Below are 17,634 nucleotides of genomic sequence, written 5' to 3' on the forward strand. Positions count from 1 at the left end.
CAATGGATAACTTCACTACCAAGGCTGCGGAGGCGCTTTCCGGTGCCATCCAGCACAGCCAGGCTGCGGGCAACCCCCGCATCGAGCCCGTCCACCTCCTTTCCGCGCTGCTAGAGCAGGAAGGGGGCGTGGCCGTTGGCCTGCTGGAGGCCGCCGGTGCGGACCGTGCCGCCGTGGGTCGGGCCGTGCGTGCCGCCCTCTCCGCCCTGCCCTCAGCCTCCGGCTCCGCCGTCAGCGAGGCCTCGGCCTCCCCGGCGCTGGCCGGCGTGCTGGAGCGCGCCCGCACCCAGGCCAAGGAGCTGGGGGACGAGTACGTCTCCACCGAGCACCTGCTGCTGGCCCTGGCCCCGGCGCAGGGGGAGAAGAGCACCGACGCCGCCGCGCGCGCCCTGGCTAACGCCGGCGCCACCCGTGAGAACCTGGCGCAGGCGCTGCCGAAGGTGCGCGGCAACTCCCGCGTCACCTCCCGCAACCCGGAGGGCACCTACCAGGCGCTGACCAAGTACGGGCGTGACCTCACCGCTGCGGCGGCCGAGGGCAAGCTGGACCCGGTGATCGGCCGAGACACCGAGATTCGCCGCGTGGTGCAGGTGCTCTCCCGCCGCACCAAGAACAACCCGGTGCTGATCGGTGAGCCCGGCGTCGGCAAGACCGCCGTGGTGGAGGGCTTGGCGCAGCGCATCGTGGACGGTGACGTGCCCGAGTCCCTGCGCGGCAAGCGCCTGATCGCCCTGGACATGGGCGCGCTGGTGGCCGGCGCCAAGTACCGCGGCGAGTTCGAGGAGCGCCTGAAGGCCGTGCTGGAGGAGATCAAGTCCAGCGACGGCGAGGTGGTCACCTTCATCGACGAGCTGCACACCGTGGTGGGCGCGGGCAAGGGAGAGGGCGCCATGGACGCCTCCAACATGCTCAAGCCCATGCTGGCGCGCGGCGAGTTGCGCATGGTGGGCGCCACCACCCTGGACGAGTACCGCGAGTACATCGAGAAGGACCCGGCCCTGGAGCGCCGCTTCCAGCAGGTTTTCGTGGGCGAACCGAGCGTGGAGGACACGGTGGCGATCCTGCGCGGAATCGCCCCGAAGTACGAGGCGCACCACCAGGTCACCATCAGTGACGGTGCCCTGGTGGCCGCCGCTACCCTGAGTGACCGCTACATCACGGGCCGCCAGCTGCCGGACAAGGCCATCGACCTGATCGACGAGGCCTCCTCCCGCCTGCGCATGGAGCTGGACTCCTCCCCGGTGGAGATCGACGCGTTGCGCCGCCAGGTGGACCGCCTGCGCATGGAGGAGTCCTACCTCGCCGACAGTGACGACGACGCCTCCCGCGAGCGCCTGGCGCGCCTGCGCGAGGACCTGGCCAATCGTTCCGAGGAGCTGGCGGGCCTGACCGCCCGCTGGGAGGCGGAGAAGGGTGCCCACAACCGGGTGGGCGCGTTGCGCCAGAAGCTCGACGAGCTGCGCACTGCGGCGGAGAACGCCCAGCGCGAGTCCAACTACGAGGCGGCCTCCCGTCTGCTCTACGGCGAGATCCCGGCCCTGGAGGCCGAGCTGGCCCAGGCCGAGCAGCGCGAGGCGGACAACACCGAGCAGGTGGAGCCCCTGGTGGCGGAGAAGGTGGGTCCGGCCGAGATCGCCGAGGTGGTGGCCGCCTGGACCGGCATCCCCACCGGCCGCCTGCTGCAGGGCGAGACGGCCAAGCTGCTGGCGATGGAGGAGGAGATCGGCAAGCGCCTGATTGGCCAGAGCGCGGCGGTGGCCGCAGTGGCCGACGCTGTGCGCCGCGCCCGCGCCGGGGTGGCGGACCCCGACCGACCCACCGGTTCGTTCCTGTTCCTTGGCCCGACCGGCGTCGGCAAGACCGAGCTGGCCAAGGCGCTGGCTGACTTCCTGTTCGACGACGAGCGCGCCATGGTGCGCATCGACATGTCCGAGTACGGCGAGAAGCACTCGGTCTCCCGCCTGGTGGGCGCGCCCCCCGGCTACGTCGGTTACGACGAGGGAGGCCAGTTGACGGAGGCTGTGCGCCGCCGCCCCTACAGCGTGGTGCTGCTGGACGAGGTGGAAAAGGCCCACCCGGAGGTGTTCGACGTGCTGCTGCAGGTCTTGGACGACGGTCGCCTCACCGACGGCCAGGGCCGCACCGTGGACTTCCGCAACGTGATCCTGGTGCTCACCTCCAACCTGGGCTCCCAGTTCCTGGTGGACCCGGAGCTGAGTCAGGAGGACAAGCGCGAGGCGGTGCTCGGGACGGTGCGCCGCGCCTTCAAGCCGGAGTTCCTCAACCGTCTGGATGAGGTTCTGGTGTTCGACCCGCTCACCGAGACGGAGCTGGCCCGCATCGTGGACATCCAGCTGGCGCGGGTGGAGGCCCGCCTGGCGGAGCGTCGCATCACCCTGCGAGTGAGCGAGGAGGCCAAGCAGTTCCTGGCCCGTCAGGGCTACGACCCGGCCTACGGTGCCCGCCCGCTGCGCCGCCTGGTGCAGCGCGAGATCGGCGACCAGCTGGCGCGCCTGCTGCTGGGCGGGGCCGTGGAGGACGGCCAGGTGGTCTCGGTGGACGTGGCCGAGGGGGGTGAGGGCCTGGAGGTGCGCGCGGCCTAACCACGGGCGTGGAGCGCCTGCCCCGGGCGGTCGGTGCGTTTGCGCCGGCCGCCCGGCCCCCGCTTCCGCCCGACCCCGGCCTCCGCTTCCGCCCCGCCGCCGGCCGCCCGGCCCCCGCTTTCGCCCCGCGCGCCGGGGCAGCGAAGAGCGGCCCGTCGCCGCGAACGTGGCAAGGTAGGGGCATGGCAAACGTGCAGACCCTGGCAGACTTCCCCTTCCCGACGGCGGTGATCCTCAGCGTCGACGGCCGGGAGGTCTACCGGGCCGGGGAGGTGGAAACCACCTTCCGCTGGGCCTCGGTATCCAAGCTGCTCACCGCCCTGGGCGTGCACCTAGCGGTAGACCGTCACCTGCTCAGCCTGGAGGATTCCACGGGCGTGGAGGGCGCCACGGTTGCCCACCTGCTGGCCCACACCGGCGGGGTGGACCTGGATTCGAGCCAGCAGTTGGCGGCGCCGGGCACCCGTCGCATCTACTCCAACTTCGGCCACGAGGAGCTGGGCCGGGTCCTGGCGCAGGCCACCGGCATGGAGGCCGCCGACTGGCTGGAGCAGGAGGTCCTTATCCCGCTCGGGATGCCCGCCACCGAGGTCGGCAACACCGCCCACGGCGCCACCGGCCCGGCCACGGATCTGATCCTGCTGGCCCGCGAGCTGCTCACCCCCACCCTGCTCACCGCGCCCGCCCACGCCGCCATGACCTCCCCGGCCTGGCCCGGCCTGCCCGGCGTGCTGCCCGGCTACGGGCGCCAGGCCGATAACCTGTGGGGGATGGGCCCTGAGATTCGCGCCGTCAAGTCCCCGCACTGGCTGTCCGACGCCCACACCGCGCGCGCCTACGGCCACTTCGGGCAGGCCGGCTCATTCCTGTGGTGCGAGCCGGAGCTCTCTGCCTGCGCCGTCTTCCTGGGCGCGCAACCCTTCGGACAGACCCACCGCGAGCTGTGGCCCCGCCTGAACGCCGAGCTCCTTCGCATCGCGGCGACCTGACCTGGCCTCTGCCCACGCCGCGCCGCTCCTACCGGGCGGTAAGTGGACGACGTCGGCCACCGACACCTCTTAACGCTGCGGCCGTCAATCCGCATGGCGCGGATGGACGACGTCGGCCACCCGCCGCACAAAGGAGGGCGGTTTCGAGCCAAGGGCGGGCGGAATCAGTCGGCCAGGTCGATCACGACGGGAATGTGGTCGCTGGCGCCCTTGCCCTTGCGCTCCTCCCGGTCCAGCAGCACGCCGGTGACGCGCTGCGCGACCGGTGCGGTGGCCAGCGCGAAGTCGATGCGCATGCCCTCGTTCTTCGCAAAGCGCAGCTGCTGGTAGTCCCAGTAGGTGTAGCCGGAGGCGTGGGGGCGCGTCACCTCGGTCAACCCGGCCTCCTCTAGGGCGGCAAAGGCGGCGCGCTCCGGGGCAGAGGTGTGGGTCTTGCCCTCGAAGAAGGCCGGGCTCCACACGTCGCAATCACGCGGCGCCACGTTGAAATCGCCCATCGCCACCATCGCATCGCCGCTGCGGGCGGCCTGCGCGGCGACGTCGGCGAAGCGCTCCAGCCATTGCAGCTTGTAGGCGTAGTGGGGGTCGTCCAGCTCGCGCCCGTTGGGCACATATAGGCTCCACACGTCCAGGTCGCCGCAGGTGGCTCGCAGCGCGCGAGCCTCCACCACGGGCTCCCCTTCCTTGGCGAAGCCGGGCTGCCCAGCAAAGCCGCGCATCACGTTCGTCAGGCCCACCCGGGAGGCGATCGCCACGCCGTTCCACTGGTTCTCGCCCCACGTGGCCACCTCGTAGCCCGCCTCCTCGAACGCGGCGCGCGGGAACTGGGCGTCCTTGCACTTGATCTCCTGCATCGCCAAAACGTCCAAATCGTGGCGCTGCAGTGCGGCAATCACCCGCTCCACGCGGGTACGGACAGAGTTCACGTTCCAGGTCGCAATGCGCATGGCGACAGCCTAGAACGATCCGGCCGGGGCTATGGTCCCGGGTTGCCGGGCGGGGGTGTGGTCGGCGGGTGGCGTTGACCCGGATGAAACGCAAATGTGATCGAAAGGTGTTGCGGGCCACCCTCCCGATGCATAAACTTGCGCTCGGTACGGCAAAAAGCCGCACAAACTTGCAGAAGTGATCAGTTGGTGATTGCTTCGCTTCATCTCAACGGAGAGGCAAAATATGAGCATCCGTAAGGCTGGCGCCCGCAAGGCCGCCGTCGCTGCGTGCCTGCTGGCCGCTTCTTCCCTGGTTCTCGCTGGCTGCTCCGGCGACACCAAGGACAAGGAAGCTAAGGCTTCTGAGGCCCCGGCTGCCGAGGCCACCGAGTCTGCGGCTGAGGCGCCCGCTGGCGACGCAATCGAGTACTGGCACCGTCTGCCCGACGCCGCTGGCGTTGACGCCGTCGTTGCCGAGTGGAACGCTGCCAACCCCGACGCCCAGGTCAAGGCCACCAAGTTCGAGGGTTCCGCCGCTGACTCCTACACCAAGATCGGCCAGGCCGTTAAGGCCGGCAACGCCCCCTGCCTGGCCCAGGCCGGTTACGAGCGCCTCGGCGACCTGTACGTGCAGGGCTCCCTGGAGGACGTCTCCGCCGCCGCCGCCCAGTTCGAGGGCAACTACGGCGCCGCTGGCTGGAGCTCCGCCAAGGTCGGCGACATGACCGTCGGTATCCCGCAGGACATCGGTGTGCTGGTCTACTTCTACAACAAGGCCGCCTTCAAGGAGCTGGGCATCGAGGTGCCCAAGACCTGGGACGAGTTCAAGGTTGCCGCCAAGACCGCTGCCGACAAGGGCAAGTACATCGGCGTGTTCCAGCCTGACGAGCAGATGATGCTCTTCTCCGGTGTTGCCGCCTCCGCCGGCGCCAAGTGGTTCTCCACCGAGGGCGACGCCTGGAAGGTCACCATCAACGACGAGGCCACCCAGAAGACCGCCGCCCTGTGGCAGGAGCTGGTGGACCAGAAGCTGGTCGCCACCTTCGACCGTTGGGGCGAGGAGTGGGCCGGCAAGCTGACCGACGGCACCATCGCTGGTTACGTCGGCGCCTCCTGGGAGGCCGCCACCTGGGCATTCGAGGGCCAGACCGACTGGGCCGTTGCCCCGATCCCGGTGTTCGACGCCGCCAAGCCCGCCACCGGTATGGACGGTGGTTCCGCCGTCGCCGTCATCAAGGGCTGCTCCAACGTGGAGAAGGCCGTTGCCTTCGCCGACTTCCTGAACACCAACATCCCGGCCATGCAGGTCCAGGGCTTGCTGCCGGCCGCCAAGGGTGAGCTGACCACCCCGGCCGACCTCAAGCCGATCTTCGGTGACCAGGACGTCTACAAGACCCTTTCTGAGATTGCTGCCACCCAGAACGCTGACTTCCCGTTCTCCCCGTCCTTCCCGGCCGTGGGCGCGAAGCTGGGCGAGGTTGCCGGCAAGATCAAGACCGGTGAGGCGAAGTTCGCTGACATGATCACCGAGTCCCAGGCCGTTGGTGTCCAGGCTCTGAAGGACGCCGGCCTCAAGGTCGCTGAGTGATCTAACCCAGCAACCCAAACTCGGTAGGGGGCTGGCTGGCCTCGGTCAGTCAGCCCCCTACTTCGGGTTAAAACCCATATTCGGGCTTATCGACCAGAAGGATTAGATCTCGTGGCCACGACACGAATAGACGAGTTGAGGGAGCGCGGCGAAGCTCCGGTATCAAACGAGGCGAGCGTCAGGGCACGCCGCAGGCGAGCCGCCCGCTACGGCTGGGGCTTCCTCTCCCCGTTCGCGCTGCTGTTCACCCTTTCGTTCCTTGTGCCGATCGTCATTTCCGTGCACGCCTCCTTCTTCCAGGAGAAGGCGGCCGGCGGCGGCCTGTTCGGTGGCGGTGAGAAGGTCTCCGTCTTCGTTGGCCTCGACAACTACAAGCACGTGGTCACCGACGAGCGCTTCTGGGCCGGTATCAAGCGCGTGATGCTGTTCGGCGCTTTCCAAATCCCCATGATGATCCTGGGCGCGCTGGCGCTGGCACTACTGCTGGACTCCCTGGCCGCGAAGTACGTGTCCTTCTACCGACTGGTCTACTTCCTGCCCTTCGCCATCCCGGGCGTTATCGCCGCGATGGTGTGGACCTTCCTGTACCACCCGGAAGTCTCCCCGATCGTCAAGCTGCTGGCCAAGTTTGGGCTTGAGGTCAACTTCTTCGACAAGAGCATCGTTCTAGCCTCCATGGCCAACATGACCACCTGGACCTTCATGGGCTACAACATGCTGATCTTCCTGGCTGCGCTGCAGTCCATCCCGCACGACCTGTACGAGGCCGCCCGCATCGACGGCGCCACCGGCTGGATGATCGTGCGCAAGATCAAGATCCCGATGGTGAAGTCCGCCGCCCTGCTGGCCGTGTTGCTCTCCATCATCGGTACGATCCAGCTCTTCAACGAGCCGCAGGTCATTACCGCCACCAACCAGGGCCTAGGCAACCTGGACTACACGCCGATGATGATGGCCTACAACGCCGCGACCAACACCGCCTACACGCCTAACGGCCTTGGCCCAGGTTCCGCGATCTCCATCGTCATGGCGATCATCGCCGGCCTGCTGGCTGCGGTTTACGCCTTCGTTCAGTCCAGGATTGGGGACAAGGACTAATGACTGCTGTTGCAATGACCAAGGCAAACTACAAGAAGAACGGCGTGCTGCCCGACGGGCGCCAGTTCCGCACCTCGAAGTCCAACACCCCGCGCTCCCTGGAGCCCAGCGTCGTGGCGAAGTTCGCCACCCGCCTGACCCTGGCGATCGTGGCCTTCTACTTCCTCTTCCCCATCTGGTGGCTCATCGTGGCCGCCACGAAGAGCGACTTCGAGATCACCATCACCAACCCTTTCTGGTTCACCGGTGACACCACCGAGCTGGTGAAGAACTTCGACTTCCTCATGGCCTACGGCGAGGAACGCGGCATGTTTTGGCGCTGGATCCTGAACTCCGTGTTCTACTCCGGTGCGGCCGGCCTGATCGGCGTGCTCATCTCCGTCTCCGCCGGTTACGCGATCTCCAAGTTCGCCTTCCCGGGCCGTGGCGGCGCGCAGGTGGCCATCCTGGCCGGCCTGCTGATGCCGGTGGCGCTGCTGACCGTTCCGCTCTACGTGGTCTTCTTCAAGCTGGGCATGCTGAACACGCCACTGGCCGTGATCCTGCCCGGCGCGGTGAGCCCCTTCGGTGTGTTCCTGGGTCGCATCTACGCGGACACGGTGCCGGACGAGCTGCTCGAGGCCGCTCGCATCGACGGCGCCGGTGAGATCCGCATCTTCTTCACCATCGTCATGCGTCTGCTGGCCCCGGCCATGGTGACGATCTTCCTGTTCATCTTCGTGACCTCCTGGAACAACTTCCTGCTGCCGCTGATGATGCTGGACCAGGCCGAGCTCAAGCCAGTCACGGTGGGTCTGTACGGCATGTACTCCGCCGCCAAGCACAACGCTGACAGTGGCGCGACCCTGCTCGGCTCCCTCATGGGCGTGGTCCCGCTGATCATCATGTTCCTGGGTCTGCAGCGCTTCTGGCAGTCCGGCCTCTCCGCCGGTGCCGTGAAGGGCTGATCGGGTCCGCAAACCGGGGTGGGCCGGGGCGCAAGGGGTTTCCTTGCGCCCCGGCCCGCTTTTGCTTTGCCCGCGCCGGCGGGCACAAGCGCCGGCGTGGTATGCGTACGGGCACAAGCGCGGGCGCGGGCACGGGCGCCGGCCGGGCTGGCTACCCTGGGGGCATGGGTACTGCACTGATCACGGGGGCCTCCGCGGGACTGGGCGCGGAGTACGCGCGCCAACTGGCGGCGCGCGGGCACGCGCTGGTGCTGGTGGCGCGGCGCCAGGACCGCCTGGAAGAACTGGCGCGGGAGCTGCGCTCCCGGCACGGCGTGGGGGTGGAGGTGCTGGCGGCGGACCTGGCGATGGTCAAGGGTCGCGCGGCGGTGGCGGCCAGGCTGCGCGCCGCCGAGCACCCGGTGGGGCTGCTGGTGAACAACGCGGGCTTCGGGCTGGGGCAGGCGTTTGTGGGCGGCAACCTGCGCCGGGAGCAGGCTGGCCTGGACGTGATGGTGCGGGCGGTGTTGGAGCTGTCGCACGCGGCGGCGGCCGGGATGGTGGAGCGTGGGCGCGGGGCGATCCTGAACGTCTCTTCCATGACGGCCTCCTCCGCGATGGGCACCTACGCGGCGCACAAGGCGTGGGTGCGCACGTTCACCGAGGCGCTGGCGCAGGAGTTGGCCGGCACCGGGGTGACGGCCACAGCGGTGATGCCGGGACTGGTGCACACGGAGTTCCACGAGGTGGCTGACATGGGGTTGGGTGGCGTGCCCGAGTTCGCCTGGCTGCCGGCCGCCCGGGTGGTGCGCGAGTCGCTGCAGGCGGTAGGGCGTGGCCGGGTGCTGGTGACGCCGTCCATCCGCTACCAGGCGGTGGAGGTGGCGATGCGGCTGCTGCCGCGCGCGGTGGTGCGCCGGGCACGCCGCCCCCGCCCGGAGGCGTGAAACAAGCGGTGTTTCACGCCGGCGGCTCGGGTGGGATGTTCCCGCCCCAGGCGTTAGGCCGCTAGGCTTTTGCCCGTGAGCACCCCGAATGACACCCAGCGCACCCGTCTTGCAGAACTAGTCAAGGAACTGGCCGTGGTTCACGGCAAGGTGATCCTGGCTTCCGGCCGCGAGTCCGACTACTACGTGGACATGCGCCGCGCCACCCTCCACCACGAGGCGGCTGTCCTGATCGGTCACGTCATGATCGACCTGCTGGAGGAGGCCGGCCTGACCACGGATGACTACGACGCCGTGGGCGGCCTGACCATGGGGGCGGACCCGGTGGCGGCCGCGATGCTGCACGCAGCGGCCTCGCGCGGCTTGGCGTTGGACGCGTTCGTGGTGCGCAAGGCGGCCAAGGACCACGGCATGAAGCGCCGCATCGAGGGCCCGGAGGTGGCCGGTAAGCGCGTGGTGGTGCTGGAGGACACCTCCACCACGGGTGGCTCCCCGCTGGAGGCGGTGGCGGCGCTGCGTGAGGCGGGCGCCGAGGTCGTGGCGGTGGCCGTGGTGGTGGACCGCGCTACTGGTGCCGCCGAGCGCATCACCGCGCAGGCCGGTGTGCCCTACTACGCCGCGCTCTCGCTGGCGGACCTGGACCTGGCCTAGATGCCTGACCTGCCTGCCGCCCCGCAGCCGGATTCCGCTGGCGCCGGGGTGGCCGACGTTGCCGCGCCGCCTTCGGTGGACAGCGCCGGTGTGAGCGCCGACTGGTCCGCCCGGTCGGATGAGGTCTACGCCGAGCCGCTGCTGGCCCCCGAGGTGGGGGTGGGGCCGTGGCCCGGCGGGCCGGAGTGTTGGCCGCAGGGCGAGCACTACGACCCGGAGCTGTTGGCGAACGGGGATCGGCGCAACGTGCTGGACCACTACCGCTACTGGAGTCGCGAGGCGATCGTGGCGGACCTGGACACGCGCCGCCACGGCTTCCACGTGGCAATCGAGAACCTGGAGCACGACGCGAACATCGGCTCGATCGTGCGCACCGCCAACGCTTTCCTGGCCGGGCGGGTGCACGTGGTGGGCAGGCGTCGCTGGAACAGGCGCGGCGCGATGGTCACCGACCGCTACCAGCACGTGGACCACCACCCGGACGCGCTGGAGTTCGCGCGGTGGGCGGCTTCGCAGGGGTTGCCGCTGATCGCGATGGACATTTGCGAGGGCAGCGAGCCGCTGGAGTTGGCGCAGCTGCCGGAGCGCTGCGTGTTGGTGTTCGGGCAGGAGTCGCGCGGGATCTCCGCACAGCTGCTGGCCCAGTGCGAGCGCGTTTTGCACATCAGCCAGTTCGGCTCCACCCGTTCCATCAACGTGGGGGCGGCCGCGGCGGTGGCGATGCACGCCTGGATCAGGCAGCACGCCCGGATAGGCTAGCCCCCCGGAGGCAGGCAAGTGAATCGGGGCGGTTTCGCCCCGTTTTTCGGCAAGACGAGCCCCGGTTTTCCGGCCCGAAGCGCACTGTTTGCGAATGGCGTATCTAAGTCCCATGCCGACGGTGGTGGGGAAGTGGCAGAATTAACCCGTTAGCTCAGCCACTTACACAGGAGGCCCACGTGCCCATCGCAACCCCTGAGGTCTACAACGCAATGCTCGACAAGGCGAAGAACGAGCGCTTCGCCTTCCCGGCTATCAACGTCACCTCTTCCCAGACGCTGACCGCCGCTATCCGTGGTTTCGCTGAGGCGGAGTCCGACGGCATCCTGCAGGTCTCCGTTGGTGGCGCCGAGTACTGGTCCGGCTCCACCATCAAGGACCGCGTCCGTGGCTCCCTGGCCATGGCCGCCTACGCTCGCGAGATTGCCGACTCTTACGGCATCACCGTTGCCCTGCACACCGACCACTGCGCCAAGCAGAACCTGGACTCCTGGATCAAGCCGCTGCTGGCGATCGAGGCCCAGATGGTCGCCGAGGGCAAGCTGGCCCCGTTCCAGTCCCACATGTGGGACGGCTCCTCCGTGCCGCTGGAGGAGAACCTCGAGATCGCCAAGGAGATGCTGGAGCTGGCCCGCAAGGCCAACACCATCCTCGAGGTCGAGATCGGCGTCGTGGGCGGCGAGGAGGACGGCCACGAGGCCGCCATCAACGAGAAGCTGTACACCACCGCTGAGGACGCCCTGGCCACCGTCGAGGCCCTGGGCCTGGGCGAGAACGGTCGCTACCTGACCGCCCTGACCTTCGGCAACGTGCACGGCGTTTACAAGCCGGGTGCCGTCAAGCTGCGCCCGGAGCTCCTGGGCGAGATCCAGGCCGAGGTCGGTGCCAAGGTCGGCAAGGACCGTCCGTTCGACCTGGTCATGCACGGCGGCTCCGGCTCCACCGAGGAGGAGATCGCCACCGCCGTGGCCAACGGTGTCATCAAGATGAACGTTGACACGGACACCCAGTACGCCTTCACCCGTCCGGTCGTTGACTGGATGCTGAAGAACTACGACGGCGTTCTCAAGATCGACGGCGAGGTCGGCAACAAGAAGACCTACGACCCGCGCGCTTGGGGCAAGGCCGCCGAGACCGGCATGGCCGCCCGCGTGGTTGAGGCCTGCGAGCGCCTGGGCTCCGTCGGCAAGAAGCTCGGCTGAACCCACCGCTAGGCTGGGCGGGACCCCTCGGCAGAGGGGTCCCGCCCTGCTTTGTGGGACCTCACCCCGCCCGTTCTCCCCAGTTTTGTTCCAGGCCGCAGAGAGGAACCGCGCCATGACCCAGCCCATCTACTACGGCGGTGACTACAACCCCGAGCAGTGGGACGAAGCCACAGTTCGCCAGGACATCGAGCTGATGGTCCAGGCCGGGGTGAACCTGGTCAGCCTGGGCATCTTCAGCTGGGCGAAGCTGGAGCCACGGGAGGGCGACTACCAGCTGGACTGGCTGGGGGAGCTGCTGGACCAGCTCCACGCGGCGGGCATCAAGGTGGACCTGGCCACGGGCACGGCCTCCCCGCCGCCGTGGATGGCCCGCCTCTACCCGGAGACGCTGCCGGTGACGGCGGCCGGGGTGCGCCTGAAGGCGGGCTCGCGCCAGCAGTACAGCCCCTCCAGCTCGCTCTTTCGGGCCAAGGCCACGGCCCTGACCCGGCAGATGGCCACCCGCTTCGGCTCCCACCCGGCGGTGGTGATGTGGCACGTGTCCAACGAGTACGGCTGCCACATCAAGGAGTGCTTCAGCGAGGAGTCCCGCGAGGCGTTTCGGGCCTGGCTGTGGGGGCGTTACGGCAGCATCGAGGCGCTGAACCAGGCGTGGGGGACGGCGTTTTGGTCGCAGACCTACTACGACTTCGCCGAGGTGGAGCCGCCGGCGCCGCTGCCCACGTACGCCAACCCGGCCCAGAACCTGGACTGGCGGCGCTTTAGCGACCACGCGCTCTACTCCTGCTTCGCGGCGGAGGCTGCCGTGCTGCGGGAGGTCACCCCGCACATCCCGGTGACCACGAACTTCCTGGGCATGTTCGACACGTGCGACTACTGGCAGTGGGCGCGCGGCATGGACGTGATCTCTAACGACTGCTATCCGGACCCGGCAGACCCGCGCGCGGCGGCCGACTTCGCACTGAACGCGGACTTGATGCGCTCCCTGGGCGGCGGCAGGCCGTTCTGGCTGATGGAGCAGACGGCCGGGCTGGTGCAGTGGCGGGCGCGTAACTCCCGCAAGCAGCCGGGCCAGTTGAAGCTGTGGAGCCTGCAGCAGGTGGCGCGCGGCGCGGACGCGATCCTGTTCTTCCAGTGGCGCCAGTCGGTCCAGGGCGCGGAGACCTTCCACTCGGCGATGCTGCCGCACTCCGGCACGCAGAGCCCCACCTGGCGCGAGGTGGTGGACCTGGGCCAGAGCCTCAAGCGTCTGGAGTCGGTGGTGGGCAGCCGGGTTCGGTCGCACGCCGGCATGCTGTTCGACTGGGACTCCTACTGGGCGCGGCAGAGCGCGATCGGCCCGGTGGAGCCCGCTACGTTCCAGGCGGTGCGCGGCTGGTACTCCACGCTCTTCAACGCCGGCATGGTGGTGGACTTCCTGCCGCCCGCAGACAAGCCTGCCGGGGTGGACGACGTCTTCCCCGCCGCCCCCAGCGCGCACCCGGTGTGCGCACCGGCCGCCGCTGAGACCGGCCGCAGTGAGGGGGAGGCGGGCGGAACGTCGTCCCCTAACAGCGCCGCAGAGGTGGCGGCGCCGCCTCTGATCGTGGTGCCGGCCCAGTTCATGCTCTCGACGGCCACGGCGCAGCGGATCGCGGACTGGGCGCGAGGCGGCGCGCAGGTGATCGTGGGTGCCACCACCGGCATGCTGGACGGCGCGGGCGTGGCGCAGCAGGGCGGCTACCTCTCGCAGCTGCCGGAGGCCGGCGTGCGCGTGCTGGACTACTACCCGGCCACCGGCGAGGTGTGCGCCTGGCTGGACGAGCCGGTGCTGCCCACGGAGACGATCACGGCGCGGGTGAGCGCCCCGGCGGCCAACCGGGCTATGGCGCTGGACGTGGCCGAGGGGCCGCTGCGGCGCGCCGCCTCCCGGCTGCTGGGCGGGGACGGCAGCGTGCTGCAGGCGCGCAACTGGGCGGAGCTGCTGGCCGTGGACGAGGACACGCAGGTGCTGGCCACCTTCCGGGGCGGCGAGCTGAACGGACTGCCGGCCATCACCCGCCGCGAGGTGGGCAAGGGGGCCATCTGGTACGTGGGCACCGAGCTGGACGGGGCGGCGCGGGCCGTGGTGGTGGCCGTGGCGGCCGCCTACGCGCGGATCCCCAACCCGCTGGCCGGGCTGCCCGCCGGCGTGGAGGCAGTGCGGCGCGGCGAGGCGCTGTTCCTGCTCAACCACGCCGACACCACCGCGCAGATCGGCGGGCTCAACGGCGTGGAGCTGCTCACCGGCGAGCAGGTGGGCGGGCACGTGCTCATCCCGGGCCGGTCCGCGGCGGTGGTTGTTCCCAAGGTTGCGCAAGGGCACTAGACACGCACGCGAGTCCATGTGATTCGATAGAGGCACCGGAAGGAGCGCCCATGCTGACCGAACTGACATACGGAAACCTCATCTTCGCCGCCCCTCGCGTGGAGGAACTCTGCGAGTTCCTGGCGCAGGAGGGACTGCTTGCCGCCGTCGAGTGGGAGGCCAGCCGCGCGCCGGAGGCAGAGGACGACAGCAAGCGCGGCTACGTCTACCTGGTGTGCCTGGCGATCGCCGACGGTCACCTGGTGGCCGTGGGCGGGGACGAGCGCGAGCCCGTGCTGGTGCCGGGCCCGGCCCCCGCCGAGGTGCTGGCGCGCCTGACCGAGCGCTTCGAGGTGGACGCCCGCATCGGGCTGGAGGTGGCCGACACCCTGCCCGTGGACGTGGCGGTGCTGCCCGTGGGCGACGACGAGCGGCCGCGCTCGGTGCGCTGCCTCATCTACGTGCCGGTGCGGGGCTTCGTGGCACCCCTGGTGGCGCAGGGCGAGGGCGTGACCATGGCGGCTCGCGAGAACGAGTCGGGCACCTTCCTGGTGTGCGAGACCCCCGACTGGGACGGCCCGGACCTGCTGCAGTGGCCCGAGGCGGTGATGATCCGCCGCGAGGTGCTGCCGGTCGACGCCGCCCCGGGCGAGAACGCGGACGCCCACCTGCTGGCCGTGTTCGGGCAGGACCACAGTGACTGGATCATCCACGACTGGTCGGTGCAGCGCCGCGTGGTGGCGGGCGCCCTGACCGGGCCCGCAGCCACCGGGATGGCCGAGTCCGTGCTGGCCGCGCCGCAGGGCTCCTTCCCGGCCCTGGCCCAGCACGTCTCCGGCGTGGACGCCGAGGCCCTGGAGCTGTCCACACTGAGCGGCGGTGACGAGGCCGTGCGCTACGCCCTGGCCGCCGTGGGCGCGCCGGCAGACCTGGCCGACTACGTGATGGGCAATGGGGAGCTGACCCGTCTGGACGACGTGGTGCTGCACGAGCCGCGCGGCGTGGCCAACGCGATCGGCCGCTCCATCCAGATGTGGGAGGACAGCGCGGCCACCGAGTCCCCCTGGTGGCGCGGCTACGAGCAGGTGGTGCAGGAGCGCCCCAAGCTCATCGGTGCGCTGGCGGCGGCGGAGAGCGCGATCGGTTGTGCGCTACTGTACGTGGCCAGCCGCAAGCGCTTCAGTGCCCCCAAGCGGGTGCTGGCGGGCCTGGTCGGTGCGGGCTTCCTGCTGGACGCCGCCTCGGAGCTGGCGCTGGCGGCCTGGCTGCGCAGGCGCGGCAAGTCAGACCAGGAGTAGGTTCCCTCCGCCCAGAGTCCGTTGGGAGCCGAGGCTAATTCCCGGGGCCTACTGGGGCTGGCCTTAGCAACATCGCGCGAGTGGCAGTCACCCGGTTTCCTCCCCGGGGCTACTGAGCCTCGAGGTGTACCAAACGGTGGGGGTAGTCGCTGAAGACCCCGTCGGCGCGCCAAGCAGCTAGCTGCTCGGCGCGCCGCACCGAGTTCACGGTCCAGACGTTCACAGCAAGTCCCGCGTCGTGAGCCCGCTGAATCAGCTCCCTGGTGACGTTGCCATTCGCCGGGTGCAGGGCAGTGGCTCCCAGCTGCCTGGCTTGCCGGAGCCAGCTGGTCACAGTGGCGGCGGTGGGCCACCGGACGCGGTCAACCAAGAGTGCCCGGGGTGCCTGCGGCATGAGGTGTGCTGCTAAGCGCAATAGGGCGGGGGAGAAGCTGGAGATGAGCGTGCCTGGCTGCCCTGCTCGCATCCAGCTGGCGGCCACCGCCTCAACCAGGGCGCGGTGTGCCCGCACACCGGAGGCCGGGTTCTTTAACTCCAGGTTCGCATAGAGCCGGTCCCGGCCCAGTAGCTCCCACCAGACGTCTAGCAACGGCAGGGGTTCCCCGGCGTAGCGGGCTGCTTTCCACGCCCCGGCATCTGCGCGGGAGAGATCGGTCGCCCGTAGATGCGAATAGGGGCCGCTGAGGTTGGTGGTTCGGTCCAGCGTCGAGTCGTGGATCACCACCGGAGTGCCACAGGCAAGCACGTCCACGTCGAACTCGATAGCGCTAACACCAAGGCGCTTACAGAGGCGGGCGGCGCTAAGAGTGTTCTCCGGGGCAAGGGCACTGACCCCACGGTGGGCAAAAATGCGCATTAGGGTTGCAAGTTGTCCCAGAGCTCGCTGTTAGCTGTGGCTACGCGACTGCGGGGGGAATCGGCTATCCAGGCGCCAGCGTCATGGATTTCCTCGTCGTCAAAGATCGCGTCCATCTCTTCAGTGTCTCCCAGCGAAAGGTAGGACTGCTCGTCGGGCCTGCTGGGCAGCACTTCGCTTACGTAACTGGCAACGGCCTGGGCAAGCGCCACGTCGTAGCCGGCGGCTTCGCTCAAGTACCAGCGGTGTTCAAGCACCTCGTGGAAGATCTCTGCGGGCTCCAGTTTGCGCTGCAGCTCCAACGGCACGCTGGTCACGGTGGGCTCGAAGACCTCAGCAAGCCACTTGTGGGCCACAATCTCGATGGGGGTGCCTCCCAGCCCGTTGATGGCGCGGAACTCCTCTAGATCGTTGAGCATGCGCTGACCTTGGCGTTCCTGTACGTCGAGGCCGGTGAGTCGCATGACCTGCCTGTGGTAGTGCCCTGCGTCCACCACCTTGGGTTGGAAGGAGAGGGAGGTGCCGCCGAGGTCGGTGGACATGGAGATCTCTCCGACGTCGAAGCCGAGCTCGTTCAGGCGTTTGATCCGGGCAGAGACGCGCCAACGCTCCCTGGCGTCGAACGTCTCCTCAGCGGTCAGTTCTCGCCACAGCGACTCGTAGCGTTCCACGATGCGGTTTCCCACCTCGATGGTGTCGATGTTGGGCTCCAGCAGCGCTCCGGCCTGCAGGTCCATCAGTTCACCGATGATGTTGGTGCGGGCCAGGTCCACGTCGTAAGCGCGTTGGCCGCGAGAGAGCTCTGGGTGAAGTTCGCCTGTCTCCGCGTCCACCAGGTAGGCGGCAAATGCACCTGCATCGCGACGGAACAGGGTGTTGGAGAGCGAGACGTCACCCCAGTAGAAACCCTGTAGGTGCAGGCGCACCAGTAGGACGGCTAGAGCGTCGATGAGGCGGGTGGCCGTTTCGGGCCGCATGTACTGACTGAACAGGGCCCGGTAAGGCAGGGAGAACTGAAGGTGCTCCGTGATGAGGGCGGAGTTGAGTTCTTCTCCGTTTTCGTCGCGCCGCCCGGTAATCACCGCGGTGGGCTGGACTGAGGGAACCTCTAGGCGGGAGAGGTCACGCAGAAGCCCGTATTCGCGGTGCGCCACCGTTTCGCCGATCTCCTTGACCGCCAACACGCGACCGTCCAGGTTGACGAAGCGGACCACGTGGCGAGACAGGCCTCGGGGGAGGGCAGCCAGGACGGACTCTGGCCAGTCCTGCAGCGGGAGTTCCCAGGGGAGGTCCAACAAAGCCGGGTCAACGCGCGCGGCGGTGATCTGCATAGAAGCGGGCATGGATTAAGTCTCTCAAACTGTGCGGGGGTTGGTCACTTTCCGCCTCCAGAGGGGCGGGCCCAGGTTGGCGCCAGGACAAGTAGGAATGGGCCCGGCGCGGTGGAGTTGGCGGTGGC

The 17,634-nt window shown here is 68.9% G+C and carries 14 protein-coding genes; 11 read left to right on the forward strand and 3 right to left on the reverse strand.

Annotated features, from left to right (window positions below; translation table 11 throughout):
• The first annotated feature begins 2 nt into the window (after positions 1 to 2).
• Both clpB and ABYF38_RS05930 read left to right on the forward strand, forming a co-directional pair.
• Complete coding sequence (clpB, locus tag ABYF38_RS05925; RefSeq protein ID WP_371151473.1) at positions 3 to 2,603, forward strand: ATP-dependent chaperone ClpB; 2,601 nt, start codon at positions 3 to 5, stop codon at positions 2,601 to 2,603.
• Between the two features lie 182 nt (positions 2,604 to 2,785).
• Positions 2,786 to 3,592, forward strand: a complete 807-nt coding sequence (locus ABYF38_RS05930; RefSeq protein WP_371151474.1) for a serine hydrolase domain-containing protein — start codon at positions 2,786 to 2,788, stop codon at positions 3,590 to 3,592.
• Between the two features lie 164 nt (positions 3,593 to 3,756).
• Here ABYF38_RS05930 and ABYF38_RS05935 read toward each other — a convergent pair whose 3' ends face one another.
• A complete protein-coding gene (locus ABYF38_RS05935) occupies positions 3,757 to 4,539 on the reverse strand; it encodes an exodeoxyribonuclease III (protein ID WP_371151475.1) in 783 nt (260 codons plus the stop codon).
• A gap of 226 nt (positions 4,540 to 4,765) precedes the next feature.
• On the opposite strand from ABYF38_RS05935, the gene ABYF38_RS05940 reads away from it, so the two are divergent.
• From ABYF38_RS05940 to ABYF38_RS05980, 9 genes are all read left to right on the forward strand, one after another.
• Positions 4,766 to 6,109, forward strand: coding sequence for an ABC transporter substrate-binding protein (locus ABYF38_RS05940; protein WP_371151476.1), 1,344 nt, complete (start codon positions 4,766 to 4,768; stop codon positions 6,107 to 6,109).
• Between the two features lie 135 nt (positions 6,110 to 6,244).
• Entirely contained in the window at positions 6,245 to 7,207 is a 963-nt protein-coding gene (locus ABYF38_RS05945; RefSeq protein WP_371153004.1) for a carbohydrate ABC transporter permease, read from the forward strand.
• Positions 7,207 to 8,154 (forward strand): carbohydrate ABC transporter permease, encoded by a 948-nt coding sequence (locus tag ABYF38_RS05950; protein WP_371151477.1) that lies wholly within the window; start codon positions 7,207 to 7,209, stop codon positions 8,152 to 8,154. The genes ABYF38_RS05945 and ABYF38_RS05950 overlap by 1 nt, the downstream gene beginning before the upstream one ends.
• A gap of 164 nt (positions 8,155 to 8,318) precedes the next feature.
• A complete protein-coding gene (locus ABYF38_RS05955) occupies positions 8,319 to 9,080 on the forward strand; it encodes an SDR family NAD(P)-dependent oxidoreductase (RefSeq protein ID WP_371151478.1) in 762 nt (253 codons plus the stop codon).
• A gap of 75 nt (positions 9,081 to 9,155) precedes the next feature.
• A complete protein-coding gene (gene pyrE, locus ABYF38_RS05960) occupies positions 9,156 to 9,731 on the forward strand; it encodes an orotate phosphoribosyltransferase (RefSeq protein ID WP_371151479.1) in 576 nt (191 codons plus the stop codon).
• Positions 9,732 to 10,490 (forward strand): TrmH family RNA methyltransferase, encoded by a 759-nt coding sequence (locus tag ABYF38_RS05965; RefSeq protein WP_371151480.1) that lies wholly within the window; start codon positions 9,732 to 9,734, stop codon positions 10,488 to 10,490. It begins immediately after the preceding gene.
• A gap of 179 nt (positions 10,491 to 10,669) precedes the next feature.
• Complete coding sequence (fbaA, locus tag ABYF38_RS05970; protein ID WP_371151481.1) at positions 10,670 to 11,692, forward strand: class II fructose-bisphosphate aldolase; 1,023 nt, start codon at positions 10,670 to 10,672, stop codon at positions 11,690 to 11,692.
• A 115-nt stretch (positions 11,693 to 11,807) separates the two neighbouring features.
• Complete coding sequence (locus ABYF38_RS05975) at positions 11,808 to 14,042, forward strand: beta-galactosidase (protein WP_371151482.1); 2,235 nt, start codon at positions 11,808 to 11,810, stop codon at positions 14,040 to 14,042.
• A gap of 50 nt (positions 14,043 to 14,092) precedes the next feature.
• On the forward strand, positions 14,093 to 15,319 hold the full coding sequence (locus ABYF38_RS05980) for a hypothetical protein (RefSeq protein ID WP_371151483.1): 1,227 nt from the start codon (positions 14,093 to 14,095) through the stop codon (positions 15,317 to 15,319).
• 109 nt (positions 15,320 to 15,428) lie between these two features.
• On the opposite strand, the gene ABYF38_RS05985 is transcribed toward ABYF38_RS05980, so the two are convergent.
• Entirely contained in the window at positions 15,429 to 16,175 is a 747-nt protein-coding gene (locus tag ABYF38_RS05985) for a glycerophosphodiester phosphodiesterase family protein (protein ID WP_371151484.1), read from the reverse strand.
• Complete coding sequence (locus ABYF38_RS05990) at positions 16,175 to 17,518, reverse strand: DUF4032 domain-containing protein (RefSeq protein ID WP_371151485.1); 1,344 nt, start codon at positions 17,516 to 17,518, stop codon at positions 16,175 to 16,177. The genes ABYF38_RS05985 and ABYF38_RS05990 overlap by 1 nt, the downstream gene beginning before the upstream one ends.
• Positions 17,519 to 17,634: the final 116 nt, after the last annotated feature.

It is taken from the genome of Buchananella sp. 14KM1171 (genome assembly GCF_041380365.1).
GTDB classification, from domain to species: Bacteria; Actinomycetota; Actinomycetes; order Actinomycetales; family Actinomycetaceae; genus Buchananella; species Buchananella felis.